At 68.5% G+C, this 20,640-nt stretch carries 19 protein-coding genes; 5 read left to right on the top strand and 14 right to left on the bottom strand.

The window, feature by feature from the left end:
- Positions 1-57 precede the first annotated feature (57 nt).
- The 10 genes from H7290_RS06555 to dapA form a co-directional block, all read right to left on the bottom strand.
- A complete protein-coding gene (locus H7290_RS06555; protein WP_290513219.1) occupies positions 58-783 on the bottom strand; it encodes a hypothetical protein in 726 nt (241 codons plus the stop codon).
- Between the two features lie 294 nt (positions 784-1,077).
- The gene (locus H7290_RS06550; protein ID WP_290513218.1) at positions 1,078-1,803 is read right to left on the bottom strand and encodes a sirohydrochlorin chelatase; all 726 of its coding nucleotides are present in this window, start codon (positions 1,801-1,803) and stop codon (positions 1,078-1,080) included.
- Positions 1,800-2,918, bottom strand: coding sequence for a uroporphyrinogen-III synthase (locus H7290_RS06545; protein WP_290513217.1), 1,119 nt, complete (start codon positions 2,916-2,918; stop codon positions 1,800-1,802). The genes H7290_RS06550 and H7290_RS06545 overlap by 4 nt, the downstream gene beginning before the upstream one ends.
- Positions 2,915-3,262 carry a nitrite reductase small subunit NirD gene (gene nirD / locus H7290_RS06540; protein WP_290513216.1) on the bottom strand — a complete coding sequence of 116 codons (348 nt, stop codon included), beginning with the start codon at positions 3,260-3,262 and terminating at the stop codon, positions 2,915-2,917. The genes H7290_RS06545 and nirD overlap by 4 nt, the downstream gene beginning before the upstream one ends.
- Positions 3,255-5,834 carry a nitrite reductase large subunit NirB gene (gene nirB, locus H7290_RS06535; RefSeq protein ID WP_290513215.1) on the bottom strand — a complete coding sequence of 860 codons (2,580 nt, stop codon included), beginning with the start codon at positions 5,832-5,834 and terminating at the stop codon, positions 3,255-3,257. The genes nirD and nirB overlap by 8 nt, the downstream gene beginning before the upstream one ends.
- Positions 5,835-5,880: 46 nt before the next feature.
- A complete protein-coding gene (locus H7290_RS06530) occupies positions 5,881-7,344 on the bottom strand; it encodes an FAD-dependent oxidoreductase (protein WP_290513214.1) in 1,464 nt (487 codons plus the stop codon).
- Entirely contained in the window at positions 7,341-9,449 is a 2,109-nt protein-coding gene (locus H7290_RS06525) for a molybdopterin oxidoreductase family protein (protein WP_290513213.1), read from the bottom strand. The genes H7290_RS06530 and H7290_RS06525 overlap by 4 nt, the downstream gene beginning before the upstream one ends.
- A 43-nt stretch (positions 9,450-9,492) precedes the next feature.
- Positions 9,493-11,046, bottom strand: coding sequence for an MFS transporter (locus H7290_RS06520; RefSeq protein ID WP_290513212.1), 1,554 nt, complete (start codon positions 11,044-11,046; stop codon positions 9,493-9,495).
- Between the two features lie 185 nt (positions 11,047-11,231).
- Complete coding sequence (locus H7290_RS06515; protein ID WP_290513211.1) at positions 11,232-12,911, bottom strand: ribonuclease J; 1,680 nt, start codon at positions 12,909-12,911, stop codon at positions 11,232-11,234.
- The gene (gene dapA / locus H7290_RS06510; protein WP_290513210.1) at positions 12,912-13,832 is read right to left on the bottom strand and encodes a 4-hydroxy-tetrahydrodipicolinate synthase; all 921 of its coding nucleotides are present in this window, start codon (positions 13,830-13,832) and stop codon (positions 12,912-12,914) included.
- Between the two features lie 50 nt (positions 13,833-13,882).
- On the opposite strand from dapA, the gene H7290_RS06505 reads away from it, so the two are divergent.
- Positions 13,883-14,665 (top strand): thioesterase family protein, encoded by a 783-nt coding sequence (locus tag H7290_RS06505; protein WP_290513209.1) that lies wholly within the window; start codon positions 13,883-13,885, stop codon positions 14,663-14,665.
- Positions 14,666-14,712: 47 nt separating this feature from the next.
- On the opposite strand, the gene H7290_RS06500 is transcribed toward H7290_RS06505, so the two are convergent.
- Together H7290_RS06500 and H7290_RS06495 are read right to left on the bottom strand one after the other, a co-directional pair.
- On the bottom strand, positions 14,713-15,189 hold the full coding sequence (locus H7290_RS06500; RefSeq protein ID WP_290513208.1) for a dihydrofolate reductase: 477 nt from the start codon (positions 15,187-15,189) through the stop codon (positions 14,713-14,715).
- Complete coding sequence (locus H7290_RS06495; RefSeq protein WP_290513207.1) at positions 15,186-15,980, bottom strand: thymidylate synthase; 795 nt, start codon at positions 15,978-15,980, stop codon at positions 15,186-15,188. Before H7290_RS06495 ends, H7290_RS06500 begins: the two co-directional genes overlap by 4 nt.
- 51 nt (positions 15,981-16,031) lie before the next feature.
- Between H7290_RS06495 and H7290_RS06490 the strand changes: the two genes are divergently transcribed.
- Genes H7290_RS06490 through H7290_RS06475 form a run of 4 tightly spaced genes read left to right on the top strand, consistent with a single transcriptional unit; the run spans position 16,032 to position 18,023 of the window.
- Entirely contained in the window at positions 16,032-16,532 is a 501-nt protein-coding gene (locus H7290_RS06490; RefSeq protein WP_290513206.1) for a hypothetical protein, read from the top strand.
- Positions 16,529-17,062, top strand: a complete 534-nt coding sequence (locus tag H7290_RS06485) for a GNAT family N-acetyltransferase (RefSeq protein ID WP_290513205.1) — start codon at positions 16,529-16,531, stop codon at positions 17,060-17,062. The genes H7290_RS06490 and H7290_RS06485 overlap by 4 nt, the downstream gene beginning before the upstream one ends.
- Entirely contained in the window at positions 17,059-17,721 is a 663-nt protein-coding gene (locus H7290_RS06480; RefSeq protein WP_290513204.1) for an AzlC family ABC transporter permease, read from the top strand. The genes H7290_RS06485 and H7290_RS06480 overlap by 4 nt, the downstream gene beginning before the upstream one ends.
- Positions 17,718-18,023: an AzlD domain-containing protein gene (locus tag H7290_RS06475; RefSeq protein ID WP_290513203.1), complete on the top strand. Its 306-nt coding sequence runs from the start codon at positions 17,718-17,720 to the stop codon at positions 18,021-18,023. Before H7290_RS06480 ends, H7290_RS06475 begins: the two co-directional genes overlap by 4 nt.
- 37 nt (positions 18,024-18,060) lie before the next feature.
- Here H7290_RS06475 and dapB read toward each other — a convergent pair whose 3' ends face one another.
- Both dapB and kynU read right to left on the bottom strand, forming a co-directional pair.
- On the bottom strand, positions 18,061-18,804 hold the full coding sequence (gene dapB / locus H7290_RS06470; RefSeq protein WP_290513202.1) for a 4-hydroxy-tetrahydrodipicolinate reductase: 744 nt from the start codon (positions 18,802-18,804) through the stop codon (positions 18,061-18,063).
- 134 nt (positions 18,805-18,938) lie between these two features.
- Complete coding sequence (gene kynU, locus H7290_RS06465) at positions 18,939-20,141, bottom strand: kynureninase (protein ID WP_290513201.1); 1,203 nt, start codon at positions 20,139-20,141, stop codon at positions 18,939-18,941.
- Positions 20,142-20,640: the final 499 nt, after the last annotated feature.

Raw genomic sequence — 20,640 nt, 5'->3', positions numbered from 1 at the left:
TAAAGGACAGATCGAGACTTGTGAGTATCTGCCGCCCCCACGCGTGTTGTGTCGCCACTACTGGTGCGCGAGTCGGGGTGCCGATTCGTTGCCCACGGGCATCCAGCCGGCCTGCGACCGGACACGGTCCAGGACCAGGCCGACGAGGCGGGAGTCGGGCCGGCCACCGTCGAGCAGTGGTGCCGTGACGACGTCCGCGCCGGCCGCCCCGATGCTGTCGTGGATGCTCCCGGGGACAAGCACGTACGTCGACACCACGACCCGCCGGCCGTAGGCACGAGCGACGTCGACCGCGTCCGTCAGCGGGGTGTCGGGTCCGCCGAGTGTTCCCACGTGCACGCGGCCTCCCCACACGGCGCTCAGCAGCCGCGCCGCCTTGCCGATGTCGGCCACAGCCCGGTCATCCATCGTCGTGGCGGCCGCCAGCACTATCGTGTCGTCGGACCTCGCCCCCGCCTCGAAGAGTCGACGCACGGCAATTTCTGCGAGGACCCAGTCAGGCCCGATCGGCGCGCACACGGTCACCGCCGCGTCGAGGTGTGATGCCCGGACAATGTCGACGCTGACCGGACGGTCATGGGTCAGCATGAGCGGGACGATCAAGCGGGGCCCTGAGGTCCTACGCACGACGTCCGCGATCGAGGGCACCTGCAGGTCGACGAAGGCCGAGACGATGTCCAGGTTCTGGGCCGCGCGACGGACGGCATTGATCAGCCCCGCATGGGACGACCGTCCACGTGCGGAGTCGGCGCCGTGCGCGGACAGGATGAGGGTCCGGTTCACGATCGCCGCCGGGCTGGGCCGGGGTTGATGGTGCTGCGGGCCCCACCCGGCTCCGCGGTTGCGTGAACCGCGGAGCCAGGTCGGACTGCGAAGGCGACTCCTGAGCGACTCGGTAGCGGGGTGCCGTGGTGATGCATGCGCCACCTCTCCCCGACCGTCGCCGCGGGTCGCCCCACCAGCACCTCCACCATCAGCGTCACCTGTTTCAGGGCGATGAACTCAGCGACGCACTTCGGTTACATCTCGCGCATCACCCGCCGGTACGCCGGAGAGTCACTGTCGGCGCGCGCCGGGTCACCGACTGAACGAGTGGGACCTCTGCGGTGCGGCGGCTCGGTCCAGCGTCTGGGCGGCTTCCGAGAACCGGTCGAGAACCAACGACACCATGGCGGGATCGACTGTCGAGCCGCTGAGCAGGGGGCCTGACACGACATCGGCGCCACTGGCCAGCAGGCGATCGTAGAAGTAGCCGGGAGCCAGGAGATGGCTTGCGATCACGACCCGCCGTCCCGTGCGGGAGACCGCGGCGATGAGTTCTTCGATCGGCGTGCCCTTGCCGCCGAGGTAGCCGACCGGAATCGGTGCTCCCCATGCCGCGCCAAGCATCTGTGCGGTGGTGTCGACACTCTGCAACGCCGCGGCATCCGTCGAACCGGCGGCACCCAGGACGACGACGTCGTCGCTGGTGGCGCCGCTCGCGACGAGCCTGCGGTGCAGGAGCTCGATGATCCGCTTGTCGGTCCCCAGTGGTCTTGCGGCGGCAACCCACGGTCGGTCGGCTGCTCGTTGGATGTCGATGCGGACATGGAACCCCGGGGTCAGCAGGAGCGGCACCACGACCGCGAGTCCACCCACCGCATCCACCACGGTGTCGACCCGAGGTCGCTGAACGTCCACGAACGCCTCCCGGACATCGAGGTGCGGCGACGCCTCCCCCACGGCCGCGACGAGAGCGCGGACCGCGCATTGCGCGGCGTGCACCCCTGTGCCGTGGCTCGTGGCCACGAGGGTCATGGTCATGCCTGCGGCTCACTCACGGCAAGTCGGTACCCGCGCTTGACGACGGTCTGGACGATCGGCCTGCCGACGGCTTCACGAAGGCGTGCGACTGCCACCTCGGCAGAGTGCGGGTCGTCCGACCCCCCGGGCAGCACGGCAAGCAGCTCCTCGCGTGAACGGACGATGCCCGGCTCGCTGGCGAGCGCACGGAGAATCGCCAGACCGCTCGGGGAGACCGACAGGATCTCGTGGTCGAGCGTCGCCGCCGTGGCGCGCACTCGCAGGCATCCGGCGCTGGTGTGGACGTTGTCGGACGCGTCTCCGAGGTGCATCACCAGCGACCGGACCAGCGCGCCGAGACGCGCCCGGTCAGGCAACAACGGATCGAAGCCGGCCGCCCGCAGCGGATCGGCGGTGACCGGACCGACTGCCGCCAGGACCAGCCGGCTGTCCTTCTCGAGTCGTCGCAGATCGTCGACGACGCCCGCTCCATCGACGACGCTCAACCACGCGGCCGACCCCGGGGCTGAGGTGAAGACGACGGAGTCGAAGGAACCGGCGGCCGCGTCGCGCACAGAACGTTCGACAGCATCGGGGTCAGGGGGCGACCCCCAGCGGTAGACGATGAGGCCGAACGGCCGACCCCCCGCAGCGGCGAGACGTGTCTCTAGTCCATCGCCGCCGGCGCCGTGGTGCTGGACGGCGATCGACTTCCCCCGCACGCCCTCGCTCGCAAGGAATTCAGCGATCTCGGCGGAGGTCTCCGACTCGGCGACCCAGTCCGGGACCAGTCCCGCAGCCTGGATCGCACCCCGGGCCTTGGGACCGCGGGCGATCAGCCGCATCGAACGGAGCGCCTCGACCAGGTCGTGGCCGAGGCCTGCCGTCTCAGCGGTGTCCAGCCACCCTCGGAAACCGATGCCCGTCGTCACGATGACGATGTCGACGCCGGTGGCGATCATCTGTCGCGTCTGGGCGAGCAGCGTGTCCTCGTCGATGTGCGACTCGACCCCGAGGGAGGCGGCTGTCGTGACCGTGGCGCCACGACGTTCAAGGGCAAGCGAGAGGTCTCCGGCGCGACGCTGCGCCGTGACGAGGATCTGCGTCCCCGCGAGCACCGGCCCGAGAGTGCTCATGCCGCGCCGATCTCCGGCTCGAGCAAGATCTCGACCAATCCGTCGACGACGCGGGCAGGCCACACCCGGAGCGACACGTCTGGGCCGTCGAGGCATCGGCCGGTCGTCAGGTCGAACGCCTGCTTGTGCATGGGCGAGGCAACGGTGGCCGTGCCCTGGCGGCTGCCGACGAGGCCCCTGGCCATGACGTTGGCACGGCTGAACGGGTCGAGGTGATCGACCGCGTGGACGTCGTCAGACTCGCTGAGCCGGAAGAGCGCTATCTGGTGGCCGTCGAGGAGCACCGCCGCGCCACGATCGGGGACGAGGTCGTCGAACGCACACGCAAAATGCCACTCAGACATGACCCACCTCTTTCTCGCGAACCGGGAGATGTGACCCCGCGATCAGCACGGCGCGCTCGGCCTCGTCTGCCGGGCGTCGCTGGCCGCGTTCCTGGACGTAGACGAGGTCGGGATCGGGCGTCTGTGGAGCATTGACGAATGAGGCGAACCGCTCCAGCTTCCTGTCATCAGCCAGTGTCGCAGCCCACTCGTCCTTGTAGGAGTCGACATGCTCCGCGACCGCCGCATCGAGATCTGCACCGATGCCGAGGCTGTCGTCGAGGACAACGGCCCGCACCGCGTCGATCCCGCCCTCGATCGACTCGAGCCACGGAGCCGTGCGCTGCAACCGATCGGCCGTGCGAATGTAGTACATCAGAAATCTGTCGATGGCTCGGACGAGCTCGTTGGTGCTGAGGTCCTCGGCGAACAGCTGCGCGTGCCGCGGCGTGAAACCACCGTTGCCGCCGACGTACATGTTCCAGCCATTGTCGGTCGCGATGACCCCGACGTCCTTGCTGCGGGCCTCAGCACACTCACGCGCGCACCCGGAGACTCCCAGCTTGATCTTGTGCGGTGAGCGCAGGCCGCGGTAGCGGAGCTCGAGGTCGATCGCGAGGCTCGTCGAGTCCTGCACGCCGTACCGGCACCATGACTGACCTACGCACGATTTCACGGTGCGCAGCGACTTGCCGTACGCGTGCCCGGACTCGAATCCCGCACGCACCAGCCGGCGCCAGATCTCAGGGAGCTGCTCGATGCGTGCGCCGAAGAGGTCGATCCGCTGGCCGCCCGTGATCTTGGTGTAGAGCCCGAAGTCGGAGGCCACCTGACCGATCGCGATGAGTCCCGCCGGGGTGACCTCTCCCCCGGGGATCCGTGGGACGACGGAGTAGGTTCCGTCCTTCTGCAGGTTGGCCATGACGTGGTCGTTGGTGTCCTGAAGAGCGGCGTTCTCGCCGTCGAGAACGTGTCCCTTGCCGAGCGTCGACAGGATCGACGCCGCGACGGGGCGGCAGATGTCGCAACCACGTCCGCTCCCGTGCTGCTTGACGAGCTCGGTGAAGGTCGAGATCTGGCTGACCCGGACGATGTCGAACAGCTGGGCGCGGGTGAAGGCGAAGTGCTCGCACAATGCGGTGCTGACCTCGATGCCGGCCTCGGAAAGCTGGGTGTCGACGAGCTTCTTGACCAACGCGACGCAGGAGCCGCAGCTCGTGCCTGCCCGGGTGCACGCCTTGACCCCGGCGAGGTCGGTGCATCCCTGCTCGGTCACCGCGCACCGGATCGCACCTGCCGACACGCCGTTGCACGAGCAGACATTCGCCTCGTCGGGCAACCCGGAGCCCGATGGCGCCTCGATGCCCTCAGGCAGCAGCCAGCCGGTCGGATCGCTGCCGAGCGTGCGGCCGAGCATGGGTCGAAGGTTCGTGTACGCACTGGCGTCACCCACGAGCATGCCGCCGAGGAGAGTCTTCGCGTCGTCACTCATCACGAGCTTCTTGTAGACACCGGCGGTCGGGTCGGCATACACGACCTCGAGGCTGCCGATGGCACTGGCGAACGCGTCGCCGAAGCTCGCGACGTCGACCCCGAGCAGCTTGAGCTTGGTCGAGAGGTCGGCCCCACGGAAGGCTGCGGTTCCGCCGAGCAACCGGTCGGCCACGACCTCCGCCATCGTGTACCCCGGCCCGACGAGTCCCCACAGCCGGCCTGCGACGTGCGCGACCTCCCCGATCGCGTAGATCGACTCGTCGCTCGTGCGGCAGCCCTCATCGGCGACTACTCCCCCACGATCGGCCAGCTCGAGACCTGCTTCACGGGCGAGCTCGTCACGCGGGCGGACGCCGGTCGCGAAGACCACGACGTCGGCGCGGACTCGCTCGCCGTCAGCGAACTGCATGCGGGCGATCTTGCCGTCGCGCCCTGCGCGGAGCTTCGATGTCGCCGTGGACGTTCGGACCGTGACGCCCATCTGCTCGATGATGCGGCGCAACGCAGCGCCACCAGCACGGTCGACCTGCAGCGGCATCAACCAGTCGGCGAACTCGACGACCGTCGTGTCAGCGCCGAGCGCGGTCAGGGCCCCGGCCGCCCCCAGCCCCAGGAGTCCGCCGCCCACGACGACCCCGCTGACCCTGCGGCCCAGCGCCGCCTCCCGATCGATGACCCACGCGCGAAGCTCGGCGACGTCGTCCACGGTGCGGTAGACGAACGTGCCCGGAAGGTCAGAACCCTCGACGGGAGGAACCGTGGCGTACGACCCCGTCGCCAGGACCAGCTGGTCGTAGTCGAACGTCGTGCCTCGAGCGTGGACCTGGCGGGCCTCACGATCGATGCGGCTCACGATCGAGCCGCGGTACAGCCGCACGCCCGGGCGTCGCCACAACCCACCGTCGCCCAGTAGCAGGTCTTCCGGGTCACGGTCGGAGAAGAACGACGTCAGGGCCACCCGATCGTAGGGCGGGCGAGTCTCGTCGCCGAAGACCTCGATGTCCCAGTCCTCGTCGGCGCCGCGCTCGACGAGGGCCTCGACCAGCCGGTGCGCGACCATGCCCGCCCCGACGACGGCGAGCTTTTTCTTGGGAGTCATGCCATGAACGGTAGGAACAGTAGATGTCAGCGGGGACATCTCCGTGTTACCACTGAGGAACAGTTGTCTCACGATCTGAGCCCTCATGCTGTGAGGGCGGGTCGCTGACCCGCAACCAGTCGATGATCCCCCCCACGAGCTTGGTGCAACCACCACAGCCCGTGGTCGCGAGCGTCGAGGTGGCGAGCGACTCGACCGTCGTGGCGCCCTCGTCCCACGCGTGGACAAGATCGCCCTTGGTCACGCCGTTGCACCGGCAGACGGTTGTCGACATCGGCATCGTCGTTGGTGAGTTGCTCTCGGGAACAGGCATCCCCGAGGTGCCCATCAGCAGGTGGATCGGATCGGCCGGGAGCATACCTGGCCGATCGAGCTGCGTCGAGAGGTGTGCGGCGAGGTCGGGCGCTCCCACGCACGTCACCCCGACGAGGGTGTCACCTCGAGTGACGATCTCGATGTGCCGGCGAGCACTCCGATCGGCGAGGACGACAACCCTGTCGATCGGGCCGGCCGTCGAGGCGCGTACGCCGATCGTCACGACACTCATGCCCACGGCCTTGAGTCGCATCGCGGAGCCGGCGACGGGTGGGAGGTCCACCCGCCGGTCGTGCGCGATGCTGCCTGCGAGCGCCCGGGCCTGCGCCCATCCGGGTGCCACGAGACCACTCACCCCGGCGAGGGTCTCGGCGCAGTCGCCGATGGCGCAGATCGAGGGGTCGACGGCCGTGCGCAGGTCAGCGCCGACGACGATGCCGACATTGGTCTCGAGCCCGGCCTCGGCCGCCAGCGTCGTGGCCGGAGCGGATCCACATGCCAGCACGAGGATCTCAGCTGGAATGCTTCGACCGTTGGCGAGATGGACCGCATCGACCCGGCCTTCGCGCACACCCACCGATGCGATTTCTGCCTCGGTCACCACGTCGATCCCGAGCGCTACCGCCTGGTCGGCCACGACGCCAGCCACCTCCACGTCGAGGTCACGACTGAGCAGCGTCGACGCCGCCACGAGCGTGACCCCGACCCCTCGGTGACGCAATGCGCAGGCCGTCTCGAGGCCGAGCGGCCCAGCGCCGATCACGACGGCTCGATGTGCGTTCAGGGTCGCAGCCGCGATGTCGCGGGCGTCATCCAGACGGCGGACGACGTAGGCACCACGCGGGAGCCCGTCCCGCAGCCCCGGCACCGGTACGACCCGTGCGTGCGCACCGGTGGCCAGCACGAGGATGTCATAGGCGAAGTCGCCGTCGGCAGTCACGACGACACGGCGATCGCGGTCGATCTCCGTCGCACGGACGCCTGCGCGAACCCGCACGCGACCGCTGTCCGGCGTCGGCAGGGTCAGGCCCGCGAGGTCGATGCGGCCGGCGATGAGCTCGGTCAGCATGACCCGGTTGTACGGCTCGTACGCCTCCTCACCGAGCAGGTCCACGTCGATGTGCGGCGCAAGGCGCCCCAGCTCGTCCGCGAAGCGGTTGCCGACCATCCCGGCTCCCACCACGACGACCTTCACCGGGCGGCCCGCACGATCTGCGCGGCGCACACTTTGAACGCCGGCATGCCCGACACAGGGTCGGTGGCGGCGTTCGTCACCGCGTTGACCAAGCCGTCGGCGAAGTGGAACGGGACGAACACCGTGTCGGGGCGGATGTCAGGACTGATCCGCGCCTGCGCCACCATCGACCCGCGCTCGGAGGTGATGCGGATGTCCTCCACTCCCTCGATGCCGAGACGGTCGGCCAGCGACGGGTGGATCTCGACGTGCGCACGCGGCATGGAGTCGTTCAGCCTGACCACTCGCCGCGTCTGTGCGCCGGACTGATAGTGCTGCAGGACCCTGCCGGTCACGAGCCAGACCGGCGCTTCTTCGCGCAGAACATCGTCAGGCTCGACCACTCGCACCGCCACCATGTTTGCCCTCCCCGTCGGGGTGGGGAACGACTCGGCGAACAGCCGCGGCGTGCCGGGATGGTCGTCGGTGGGGCACGGCCAGTAGAGCGCCTCTCCGGCGTCGAGCCGGTCGTACGAGATGCCTGCATAGTCAGCACGACCGCCGGCACTGGCGCGCCGGAGCTCGTCGTAGACCTCGCGGGGCTCGATCGACCAGGTTCCCGGCGCGTCGAGTCGAGCGGCGAGTGCCGCAAATATCTCGAGCTCCGAGCGCACGCCCGGGGGCGCGTCGATGGCCTTGCGTCGTCGCAGGACTCGGCCCTCGAGGCCCGTCATGGTGCCCTCCTCCTCGGCCCACTGCGTGACCGGCAGGACGTAGTCGGCGAGCATGGCGGTCTCGGAGGGTACGAAGTCGCAGACGACGAGCAGGTCGAGGGCTTGGAGCCGGCGCCGGACGACATCAGCGTCGGGCGCGCTGACGACGACGTTGCTGCCGTGCACGAAGAGCGCTCGCGGCCCACCCGGCGTCGCGAGGCCCGTCAGCAGCTCCACCGCCGGGACGCCCGGGCCGGGGATCAGAGCCGGGTCAACACCCCACACCGCGGCCACGTGCTTGCGTGCCGCCGGGTCGTCGATCATCCGGTAGCCGGGGAGCTGATCTGCCTTCTGCCCGTGCTCACGGCCGCCTTGGCCGTTGCCCTGCCCGGTGATCGCACCGTATCCGCCACGATCGGCTCCGACGAGACCCAGCACGAGAGCGAGGTTGATGATCGCGGTGACGGTGTCGGTGCCGTTGACATGCTGCTCCGAACCGCGCCCGGTCAGCAGGAAGGCACCCCGGCCACCACGGTGCGGGCTGGCGTCTGCCAGGGCGCGAGCGATGCGGCGCAGCTGGGTCTCCGGCACCCCTGTCGTTGCGGCAACGCGCTCGGGCCACCACTCTGAGACGCTGCGACGCACGGCCTCGACCCCGTCGACCCGGGCCGCCAGGTAGTCGACGTCGGCCAGGCCCTCGGCGAACACGATGTGCACCAGGCCGAGCACCAGCACCAGGTCGGACCCGGGGACGAGCTGCACGTGCTCGCCAGCCCCCTCCCCTGTCAGCCGGGCCGTGGCACTGCGGCGCGGGTCGACCACGACCAGCCCACCTCGCCCGCGAACCTGCCCGAGGTGCTGGACCGCGGGTGGCATCGTGTCGGCAAGATTGCTGCCGAACAGCATCACCACGTCGGCGTCCACGAGGTCGGTCAGCGGGAAAGGCAAGCCCCTGTCGATGCCGAGTGTGCGGTTGGCTGCCGCCGCGGCGGACGACATGCAGAACCGGCCGTTGTAGTCGATGTTGCGGGTGCGCAACGCCAGCCGGGCGAACTTGCCCAGCTGATAGGCCTTCTCGTTCGTCAGCCCTCCGCCGCCGAACACCGCGACGGCGTCCGATCCATCCCTCTCGCCGATGGCGCGCACCCGTGCCGCGATGTCGTCGAGGGCGACATCCCACTCGACCTCCTCGAACCCGTTCCCGACGCGCCGCAGCGGCACCGTGATTCGGTCAGGCACCGTCAACAGCTCGGCACTTGTCCACCCCTTCTGGCACATGCCGCCAGCACTGGTGGGGAACGGGCGCGGCCCGACCACGACGTGCTCAGCGGTGACCTCTCCGCCGTCGGATTCGTCTCGCGACAGGCTCTGTGCGCATTGCAGTGCGCAGTACGGGCAGTGCGTGTCGGTCATGCGGGGTCCCCGGCGGGAGTGCCGGCCCGTGTCGGTGGCGTGCTCACACTCCCGCTTTCGCCATGATGGACTTCGGGCGCAGGTAGAACAGCCAGGTCACGGCAAGGCACACGACGTAGAAGATCGTGAAGACCACGAAGGCACTCTTGACCGCGTCCACCGGGTCCGCGACCCATGGGGCGCTGAACGTGATCGGGATCAGGAAGCCACCGAGCGCACCGATCGCGCCGGCGATGCCGATGACCGCGGACGCCTCGGTGGTCGACTTCCGCTCAGCTGCACCGCGCTCGGGTGAGCCCTCGGCACCGGCGGTCGTCGCGTACGCCCTCCAGATGGACGGGATCATCCGGTAGGTCGATCCGTTGCCGATGCCGGTCGCGGCGAAGACGACCAGGAACGCGGCGAGGAACCACGGAAAGACGTCCGCGTTGTGGTCGACCGCCGCGCGCACGGCATCGGAGTACTGGAATGTCGCGGGATCGGGGACCGGGGCACCTGCCGCAGGCTTCGGCACCACGACAAGGTGGGCCAGCGCAACCATCACCAGGACCGTGCCGACGATCATCCCGACGAACGCACCGAAGGTGACCAGCGCGCCGCCGAGGCGGTCGGCGAGCCAGCCGCCGAACGGACGTGTCAGCGACCCGACAAGCGCACCGAGGAAGCCGTAGAAGGCGAAGTTGATGCCGATACCGGGGATCGTCGGGATGGGCTGGTTGAAGAAGTTGATCTTGATCAGCAGCGGCATCGCTGCCGAATAGCCGATGAACGAGCCGAACGTGCCGATGTAGAGGAACGACATGACCCAGGTGTGCTTGTACTTCACGACCGCGAGCTGTTCACGCGGCCGGGAATGGGCCGACGAGAGGTTGTTCATGAAGAAGTACGCAGTGAGCGCGGCCACCGCGGCCAGGGCTGCGTACAGGTAGCCCGCACGCTCGAGCATGATGCCGTTCCTGCTCGCCTCGACGAGACCGAACGCACCAGCCCCGCCCACGATGATCGGCATGAAGAACTGGATCATGGCGACGCCGAGGTTGCCACCGGCCGCATTGAGCCCCAGGGCCGAGCCCTTCAGCCGCAACGGGTAGAAGAAGTTGATGCTGGCCATCGATGACGCGAAGTTTCCCCCACCGACGCCTGCCGTCGCTGCGACGACGATGAACACCCAGTAGGGGGTGTCTGGTCGCTGGACGACCCACGCGAACAACAGTGTCGGCAGGACCAGCATCAGCGCGCTGAAGATGGCCCAGTTGCGGCCGCCGAACTTGGGCACCGCGAACGTGTAGGGCAGGCGAAGCAGCGAGCCGACGAGGTTCGGCACCGCTACGAGCCAGAACAGCTGCTCGGGTGTGAAGGTGAACCCGACCTTCGTGAGCAGCGCCGCGGCGGCGCTCCACATCAGCCATATCGAGAAACCCAGGTGTTCGCCGAAGATCGACCAGATCAGGTTGCGCCTGGCGACCTCCTTGCCACCGGACTCCCAGAACGCCGGATCCTCGGGCTCCCAGTCATCGATCCACCGTCCGGTACGCCGACCGGCTCGAGGCGATGGTGGGGGCTGGTGGTCGTGAGGACTGATGGCGACGCTGGTCATGGGGCGCTCCGGGGTCGGCGATCCGACTCGGCGTCGGATCTCATGCCCTGAAACTAGGGAACGCTTGTTTCGGCAGAAGGTGTTCCCGCATCAGGGGCGGGTAACACTGTTCGCACGGTCACCCTGACGTGACTGTGAGAACCGCCCTCCCGTACGCGCCAGCCACGTCCCGACTGCTGCCTGCGTCAGGCCTCGATGACGACGGGCAGGATCATCGGACGGCGACGCAGACGGCGCCCGACGTACGAGCCGAGCACCCGGCGGATGACCTGCTCGAGCTGGCGCACGTCGTGGTTGCCCTCCGTGAGAGCCTCCTCGATGGCACCGATGATCTTGGGCATGATCTCGTCGAAGGCCGAGTCTTCCTCGGCGATGCCTCGGGCGTGGATCTCGGGCCCGGACAGGATCTTGCCGTTCGTGGAGTCGATGACCACGACGACCGAGATGAACCCTTCCTCGCCCAGGACGCGGCGGTCCTTGAGCTCGGAGTCGGTGAGGTCACCGACCGAGGAGCCGTCGACGTAGACGTAGCCGCACTCCACCGCACCGGTGATCGAGGCATGGCCGTCGACGAGGTCGATGACGAAGCCGTCCTCGGCAAGCAGGACATTGGGCACGCCCGTCGCCGTCGCGAGCTTGGCGTTCGCATGCAAGTGACGGATCTCGCCATGCACGGGCAGCACGTTGGACGGCTTGACGATGTTGTAGCAGTAGAGCAGCTCACCGGCCGAGGCATGACCCGACACGTGGACCAGGGCGTTGCCCTTGTGGACGACGTTGGCGCCGAGCTTCGTGAGCCCGTCGATGACGCGGTAGATCGCGTTCTCGTTGCCGGGAATCAGTGAAGAGGCCATCAGCACGGTGTCACCGGGCTCGAGGCTGACCTGCTGGTGGCTGTTGTTGGCCATGCGCGACAGGGCAGCCATGGGCTCGCCCTGCGAACCGGTCGACATCAGCACCATCTTGTGCGGCGGTGCGGCATCGATCTTGTCGACGACGACGCCGTCAGGGACGTGCAGGTAGCCGAGGTCGCGCGCGATCTGCATGTTGCGCACCATCGGGCGGCCCACGTAGGCAACCTTGCGTCCGTGCCTGTGTGCGGCGTCGATGACCTGCTGGACGCGGTGGATGTGAGAGGCGAAGGACGCCACGATGATGCGGCGGCTGCTGTTCTGGAAGACCGCGTCGATGGCCGGCGTGATGTTGCGCTCGGACGTCGTGAAGCCCGGCACCTCGGCGTTGGTGGAGTCGGTGAGGAAGAGGTCGACCCCCTGCTCGCCGAGGCGCGCGAAAGCACGGAGATCAGTGATGCGGCCGTCGAGCGGCAGCTGGTCCATCTTGAAGTCGCCGGTGTGCAGCGCGACGCCCGCAGGGGTCTTGATCGCCACCGCGAGAGCGTCGGGGATCGAGTGGTTGACCGCGACGAACTCCAGGTCGAACGGGCCGAACCTGTGTGACTCGCCCTCGCTGACGACGTACTTGGGGGCGTCCTTGAGGCGGTGCTCCTTGAGCTTGGGGTCCAGCAGCGCCAGCGTGAGCTTCGACCCGATGACCGGGATGTTGCCCCGCTCGCGCAGGAGGTAGGGGACGCCGCCGATGTGGTCCTCGTGGCCGTGCGTCAGCACGATGCCGACGACGTCCTTGAGCCGGTCGCGGATGGGTCCGAAGTCGGGCAGGATCAGGTCAACGCCGGGGTGGTGCTCCTCGGGGAACAGCACACCGCAGTCGACGATGAGGATCTTGCCGTCGAACTCGAAGACGGTCATGTTGCGGCCGATCTCCCCCAGACCGCCGAGCGGGATGACGCGCAGGGCGCCTTCGGGGAGTGCGGGCGGAGCGCTGAGCTCCAGGTGCATGTGGCTCATTCAGGCCTGGCTTTCGAGGAGGCCCGAGGCGACGAGTCCGGCGCGAACGATCGCGACTTCCTCAGCGGTTGCCTCGGGGAGTGGTGAACGCATGGTGCGGTGCTCGAGGACTCCGAGCAGCTGCAGAGCAGCCTTGGCGGTGATCGCGCCCTGCGTGTGGGTCATCATCGCCGTGACGGCGGGAAGTAGTCGGTCGTTGATGGATCGGGCTGTGGGGAGGTCGCCGGCATCGACCGCGGCGACCATGTCGGCGTACGGACGCGCCGCCGCGTGGGCGACGACGCTGACGATGCCACTGGCACCCATGGCGAGCCAGGGGAGGTTGTTGGGGTCGTCGCCGGAATAGATCTTGAGGCCCGTCTCGTGCATCAGCCAAGCGCCGCGGTTGAGGTCGCCGACGGCATCCTTCATGGCGATGACGAGGGGGTTGCGGGTGATCTCCACGTACGTCGCGGCAGTGACCTGAACGCCGGTGCGGCCGGGGATGTCGTAGATCATGACGGGGACGTCCTCGCCGGCGTTGGCGACGGCGTTGACGTGCATGACGATGCCGGACTGCGGGGGCTTGCTGTAGTAGGGAGCCATGAGCAGGAGCCCGTCGGCGCCGGCCTTGCGAGCCTGCTGCGCGAGCTGGATGGAGTGGCGGGTGTCGGTGGTGCCGACCCCCGCGATGACGGTGGCACGCTCGCCGACGGCCTCGATGACAGCGGCCAGCAGCCGGCCATCCTCATCGACCGTGGTGGTCGGCGACTCGCCGGTGGTGCCGCTGACGACAAGGCCGTCATTGCCTTGGTCAACCAGGTACGACGCCACTTTCTGCGCGGCGTCGAGATCGAGCTCGCCGTCGGTCGTGAACGGCGTGACCATGGCGGTCAGCACACGCCCGAAGGGCGCGGCCTCGGAGGCGAGCGGCGACGTCATGCTTCGAGGTTACCGTTCGGGGCGCGCCGGGAGACAGGCAGGATGGGCGCGTGAGCGAAGACATCTACGACGTCGACACCGCGTCCGCCCCCCGCGGCGACGGCATCCGCGACCTGACCCTGACCGATCGGTGGAACACTCCGCTCGGCAAGCCCAACGGCGGCTACATCCTCGCCCCGATGCTGCGCGGGCTCGGCGAGGAAATGGGGGCGGACGACCCGTTGGTCGCAGCCGTCACCTACCTGGCGTCACCGGAACCCGGATCGGCAGAGCTGCGGACGTCCACGCTGCGCCTCGGTCGTCGGGTGCAGACCGGTGAGGCGTCCCTGCACGAGAACGATCGGCACATCGCACAGCTCGTGGCGAGCTTCGGCCCGCGCACCGGCGGGCGCACGCTCGAGCTCGCCACTCCCCCGTCGCTGCCCCCACCCGACGCGTGCGCCGACCCCCGGGACCACGGCATGCCCGAGGGGGGCATCTTCGACCAGATCGACTACCGCCTCGCGTCGCGCCCCGGGTGGGCGGACGGCAATCCCAACGGCGACCCCAGCGTCGAGCTCTGGCAGCGTCTCGCCGGGGGCCGGACCATCGACTTCCCCGCCCTGGCGATCCTGGTCGACTCGTACGCGCCGCCGGTCATGGAGATCGGTGAGATGCAGTCGATGACGGTCCAGCTGACAGTTCACCTGCACCGCACCCCTGCACCGGGCTGGATCGCGACTCGGCTGACGACCCGTCACCTCGTGAACGGGTTTCATGAGGAGGACTGCGAGCTGTGGGACGAGGCGGGCAACCTCGTGGCGCAGAGCCGACAGCTCGCGATCCTGCTCTGACCCGCGAGGACACCGACGCTGCGCCTGGATGACGCCGGAGAGCCCGATCAGCTCAGGCGGTCGTACGTCGCGATGTCGTAGCCGTCGTGGCCCTCCCGAGCGACCTGCGTCCACCTCGACCAGTCGAGGTCGGGAAACCACGCGTCACCGTCGGCTGCGCTTGCGACGTGGGTGATGATCATCCGGTCGATGAGATGTGCGTCGAGCGCGGCCGCGTAGACCTGCGCACCACCGATGACGAACACCTCGTCGTCGATGGCGGTAGCGAGCTCGAGGGCGTCGGGCAGGCTCGTCGCGACCACGGCCCCGTCAGCATGCCAGCCGGGGTCGCGGGTCAGGACGATCGACGTGCGCCCGGGCAGGGGCCGACCGATCGACTCGAAGGTCGTTCGCCCCATGACCATGGGGTGGCCCATCGTCAGTGCCTTGAACTGCTGCTGGTCGCCGGTGCGCGGCCAGGGCATCGCACCATCTGCCCCGATGACCCTGTTCGAGCCGATCGCGACGACGAGCGTGACCGTCATATGGCGATCGGCGCCTTGATGCCGGGGAGCGGGTCGTAACCGGTGACCTTGATCGAGTCGAGGGTGAAGCTGTCGATCGAGGTGACCGCTGGGTCGAGCCACAGCTCGGGCAACGCCCGCGGCTCGCGGGTGAGCTGCTCACGCGCCTGGTCGAGATGGTTGACGTACAGGTGGGCGTCGCCGAGCGTGTGCACGAAGTCGCCAACCTCGAGACCGGTCACCTGGGCGACCATGTGCGTCAGCAGGGCGTAGGACGCGATGTTGAACGGGACGCCCAGGAACACGTCGGCCGAGCGTTGATAGAGCTGGCACGACAGGCGACCGTCGGCGACGTAGAACTGGAAGAATGCGTGGCACGGCGCCAGCGCCATCTCGTCGAGGTCGGCGACGTTCCAGGCACTCACGATGTGGCGTCTGGAGTCTGGATCGGCGCGGAGGTTGGCAATGACCTCGGCGAGCTGATCGATGTGCCGGCCGTCAGGCGTCGGCCACGACCGCCACTGGTAGCCGTAGATGGGACCGAGGTCGCCGGTGTCGTCAGCCCACTCGTCCCAGATGCTCACACCGTTGTCGCGCAGGTAGGCGGTGTTGGTGTCGCCCGCGACGAACCACAGCAGTTCGGCAACCACCGACCTGAGGTGGACCTTCTTGGTCGTCACCAGAGGAAATCCCTCGGCAAGATCGAATCGCATCTGGTGACCGAAGACGCTGCGCGTGCCGGTGCCCGTGCGGTCGCCCTTGGCGACCCCTTCATCGAGGATCCGTTGGACGAGATCGAGGTAGGCCCGCATGACCGCAGACTACCAATCGACGGTGACGAATCGTGTGACAAACTCATCAGCATGCCGAGCGCTGAATATGACGCCACGCCCACCGAGGTCCGAAACTTCGCCCTCCTGCAGGTCGGCCTCACGGGTGGTTTCTTCGTGCTGCTCTTCTTCATGCTCGGCGGACGTGATGCCGACTACCCGCCGATCTGGCTCGCAGTGCTTTTGGTCGCGCTGATCGGGGTGGGTGCGTTCTTCGCCGAACGGGTCTGGCTCAACGCATCGCCGCTCGTCGCCGACGATCCCAGGAAGGACATCCGGGCTGAGGCGGTCGGGGTCTTCGCCGCGCAGACCGTTCGCAAGCTCGCCTACTGTGAAGCGCCGCTCATCCTTGCGGTGGCCGTGGCGTTCGTCGGTGACTACGGCGGATGGCCCTTGGTCATCTCCGGCTTTCCCGGTCTCGCGGTGCTGGCTTGGGAGACCTGGCCAAGCCTTCGCAACACGTCGATGACTGCTGCGATGCTCGACTCCGCAGGTGCTGAGTCCGGGCTTGTCGAGAGCTTCCGCCAGTCATGAGCGCCGATGTCAGCGCACGCCTCGCGTGGCCCGACGACGCGTCGTCGATCGTCCGCGTCCAGCTCACCACGTGGCGTGAGAGCTATGCCGACCTGATCCCCGCCGAGGTGCTCGACGGCGTCGACCCGCAGGAGATGGCCGCCGTGTGGTCGAGCACCCTCACCTCGCCCAAGGATGCCCGCGTGCGCGTCCTGGTGGCGCTCGAACGCGCCGACGTCCGCGGCTTCGCCCTCGTGCACCCGTCGTACGACCCTGACAGCGACCAGGTCGCCGACGGCGAGGTGGGCGAGTTCGTCGTCGACCCCGGCCACCAGCGCGCCGGTCATGGCTCGAGGCTTCTGCAGGCCGCGATGGACACGTTGCAGGCCGACAAGTTCACCCGGGCGCTGTGGTGGGTGAACGCATCCGACGACGTGCTCCGCGCGTTCGTCACCGAGTCCGGGTGGGAGCCCGACGGGGCCCACCGCGAGCTCCAGTCAGAGACCGGCACGACCGTCAAGCAGGTCCGGCTGCACACCGGCCTCGGGTGACGACCGACCGCTCGGTCATCATCGACTCGCTCGGTGTCGGTCTGGCCACGGGTCTCTACGGCATCTCGTTCGGCGCGATCTCAACAGCGTCGGGGCTGAGCATCCTGCAGACCTGCGCCCTGTCACTCGTGGTGTTCACCGGAGCATCACAGTTCGCCTTCATCGGCGTCATCGCCTCGGGCGGCAACCCGCTCACCGGCGCACTGACGGCGGTGCTGCTGGGCAGCCGCAACATGTTCTACGGGCTCAGCCTCGCGCAGCGACTCGACCTCGACGGCCCGCAGCGGCTGGCGTCGGCGCACTTCGTGATCGACGAGTCGACCGCGATGGCGGTGACCCGCGAGACGCCGCACCAGACCCGACTCGGCTTCTACTGGACCGGTATCTCGATCTTCGTGCTTTGGAACCTCTCGACGTTCCTCGGCGCGCTCGCGGGAAATCAGATCGGCGACCCCCAGACATACGGCCTGGACGCCGCCGTGGGTGCCGCTTTCCTCGGGCTGCTCTGGCCACGCCTCGCGTCGTGGCACTCACGCCTCGTGGCATTCTTCGCGGCCGTGGTGGCTCTCGGCCTCGTGCCGATCACCGTTCCCGGAATGCCGATCATCCTCGGCGGCGGGGCAGCCGTCGTCCTGGGCATGGTGTGGAGGCGGCCGTGACGGCGCTCTGGGCCGGAATCGTGATCATGGCCGTGGGTTGCTTCGCTCTCAAGTACATCGGCCTGTCGGTGCCGGAGCAGGTGCTCGACCATCCTGCAACGGTGCGTGCTGCCGACCTGATCCCGGTCGCTCTCCTCGGGGCGCTCGTTGCGGTGCAGGTGTTCGCCGACGGCTCGTCAATCAGGTTGGATGCCCGTCTGGTGGGACTCGCCGTCGCCGCGGTGCTGTTGACGTTGCGGGTGCCGTTCCTGCCGATGGTCGTCGCGGCCGCGATGGCCGCCGCCCTTGTCCGTCTGATCTGACCCCGTGGCTCACCCCACCCCGGTCGAGCGGGAGTAGTCAGAGGGAGAGGATCGCGTCGAGGCCCACGGTGACCCCGGGGCGTTCGCCGACAGCCCGCACTGCGGCCACGACACCGGGCATGAAGGACGCGCGGTCGTGCGAGTCGTGTCGGATGCTGAGGGTCTCTCCCACACCACCCAGGAGCACCTCCTGCGAAGCGACGAAACCGCGGGCTCGGACGGAGTGCACCGAGATGCCGGCGACGCGCGCACCGCGAGCCCCGTCAGGATCGGTTGTCGTCGAGTCGGGGACTGCCGCGGAGCCTGCGGCCTCCCGCGCCGCGGCGATCATCTCAGCTGTGCGCGTCGCGGTGCCCGACGGTGCATCGATCTTGTCGGGGTGATGCATCTCGATGACCTCGACCGACTCGAAGAACGGCCCCGCCACGGCGGCGAAGCGCATCATCAGCACTGCACCGACCGAGAAGTTGGGCACGACGAGGACGCCCGTCGCGGGGTCGTCGCCGAGCAGCGCGCGGACCTCGTCGATCGTGGCGTCGTCGAACCCCGAGGTACCGACCACCACGTGCACGCCGTTCTCGATGCACCAGCGCACGTTGTCGAGCGCCGCATCGGGCTGCGTGAAGTCGAGTGCCACCTCGGCGTCAGAGTCGGTGATGAGCCCGAGTGCGTCGCCGACATCGATCTGCGCCACGACCTCGATGCCGTCGGCGGCACTCAACGCACGTACCGACTCGGCACCCATTCGACCCTTGGCACCCAGCACTGCAACTCGTGTCATGGCCACGATGGTACGAGACGGACGCCACCGGCCGGACCCCCGTGCCTAGCCGTGGCGCACCCGGAGCCACCACCTTGACCGGAGCCGCGGCCGGGTGACGCGAGCGCATTGCCGTGCCCCTCGACGCCCGCCGTTCAGCTCTCGATGATCTCCCGCAGCACCCGAACGGCGTCGGCGACCTCGGTGAACGACGTGGTCAGCGGCGACAACCCCAGCCGGATGAGGTCGGGCTCCCGGAAATCGGGCACGACACCGCGCTCGATGAGCTGCGCCGTGATGGCGCGGGCGCCGTCGTGGCGCACCGTCAGGTGGCTACCGCGCAAGGCGGGGTCGCGCGGCGTGGCGACCTCGAGCCCGGCGGCATCCACCAGGTCGAGTGCATAGGCCGTGAGTGACTCCGACTTCACGCGCACGGCCTCGATACCGGCCTCGGCTATCAGCCGCACACCTTCCTGCACCGCGATCATCCCGGCGACGGCTGGCGTACCGCTGAGCATGCGACGGATCGTGGGCGAGGCCTCATAGGTGTCGGACATCGCGAAGAGGTCGCCCGCGCTCCACCAGCCCGGGATCGGTTGCACGGACGCGGCGAGGTGCCGCTCGGCGACGTACATGTAGGCCGGTGCCCCCGGTCCCCCATTGATGTACTTGTAGGTGCATCCGACGGCGAAGTCGACCGACGCCTCGTCGAGCTCTATCGGCACGACTCCGGCGGAGTGGCACAGGTCCCACACGACAACGGCGCCGGCCTCCTGAATCTGGCTGGTGAGCCCTGGCAGGTCGATCAGCGTCCCGGAGCGGTAGTCGACCTGGCTGAGGACCACGACCGCTGTGCGGTCGCCCAGCGCACCGGCGAGCACGTCAGCCGTGACGTTGTCGACGAGGTCGGGCTCGAGCCACCTGACGGTCATGCCGCGGGCCTCTGCGACAGCATCGACGAGGTAGCGGTCGGTCGGGAAGTTGGTGGCATCGATCACGATCTCGTCCCGGCCGGGGCGCACCCCGGCCGCAGCGTGGAGCAGCTTGTAGAGGTTGACGGAGGTGGAGTCGGCGATGACCGTCTGGCCCGCTGCTGCGCCCAGCAGCACCGCGCCGAGCTCGTCGCCGACCGTGACCGGCAGGTCGACCCAACCCTCGGACCACCCACGAATGAGCCGGCCACCCCATTCATCGCGCACGAATGCGGCCAGGCGGACGGCAGTCGCCCTGGGCAGGCGTCCCAGCGAGTTGCCGTCGAGGTAGGCGACGAGGTCGTCGTCGGCGAAGAACCGCTCCCGGAACGAGGCGAGCGGATCGGCGGCGTCGAGGTCGCGGGCGTCGTCATGGGTCTGCGTCATGGTCACCCGATTTTCTCACGTCCCCGAGTCCGCCTCGACTCGAACGCTCGCGAGTCACTCAGGACCGCTCGCGAGTCACTCAGGACGGCCCGCGAGTCACTGAGGACATCGATGACGTGATGAAGTCACCAGACCTGGACTGCCCCTCGCCCGGCTGTCGACGCGTCGTGATTGCGGCGGCGCGGTGGTGACACCAAACCGCCGGCGCGGACGCCCAGAGCGGTCATTCCCTGCTCCCCAACGAGGACGGGCGCCTCCAGATCTCGGACACGTCGCGCCGGTAGCGAACATCAGCAGCCACAACCAGACCGATCGACCCCCTGACTTCCCGTCCGAGTCAATGATCTTTTCGAGCCCGTCTGGACAACTACCCACCGGCCGGCCGGTCCTGAGTGACTCGCGACCGGTTCTAGGTGACTCGCGAGCGGTCCTGAGTGACTCGCGAGCGGTTCCGGGGTGGTGGGGAGGGATGAATAAAGGGAGGGGCCCCGTCGTTTCC

This window comes from Aeromicrobium sp. (assembly GCF_014378035.1).
Lineage (GTDB): Bacteria > Actinomycetota > Actinomycetes > Propionibacteriales > Nocardioidaceae > Aeromicrobium.
Note: the sequence above shows the minus strand (reverse complement) of the source record. Positions and strands in the feature narration are given on the sequence as shown.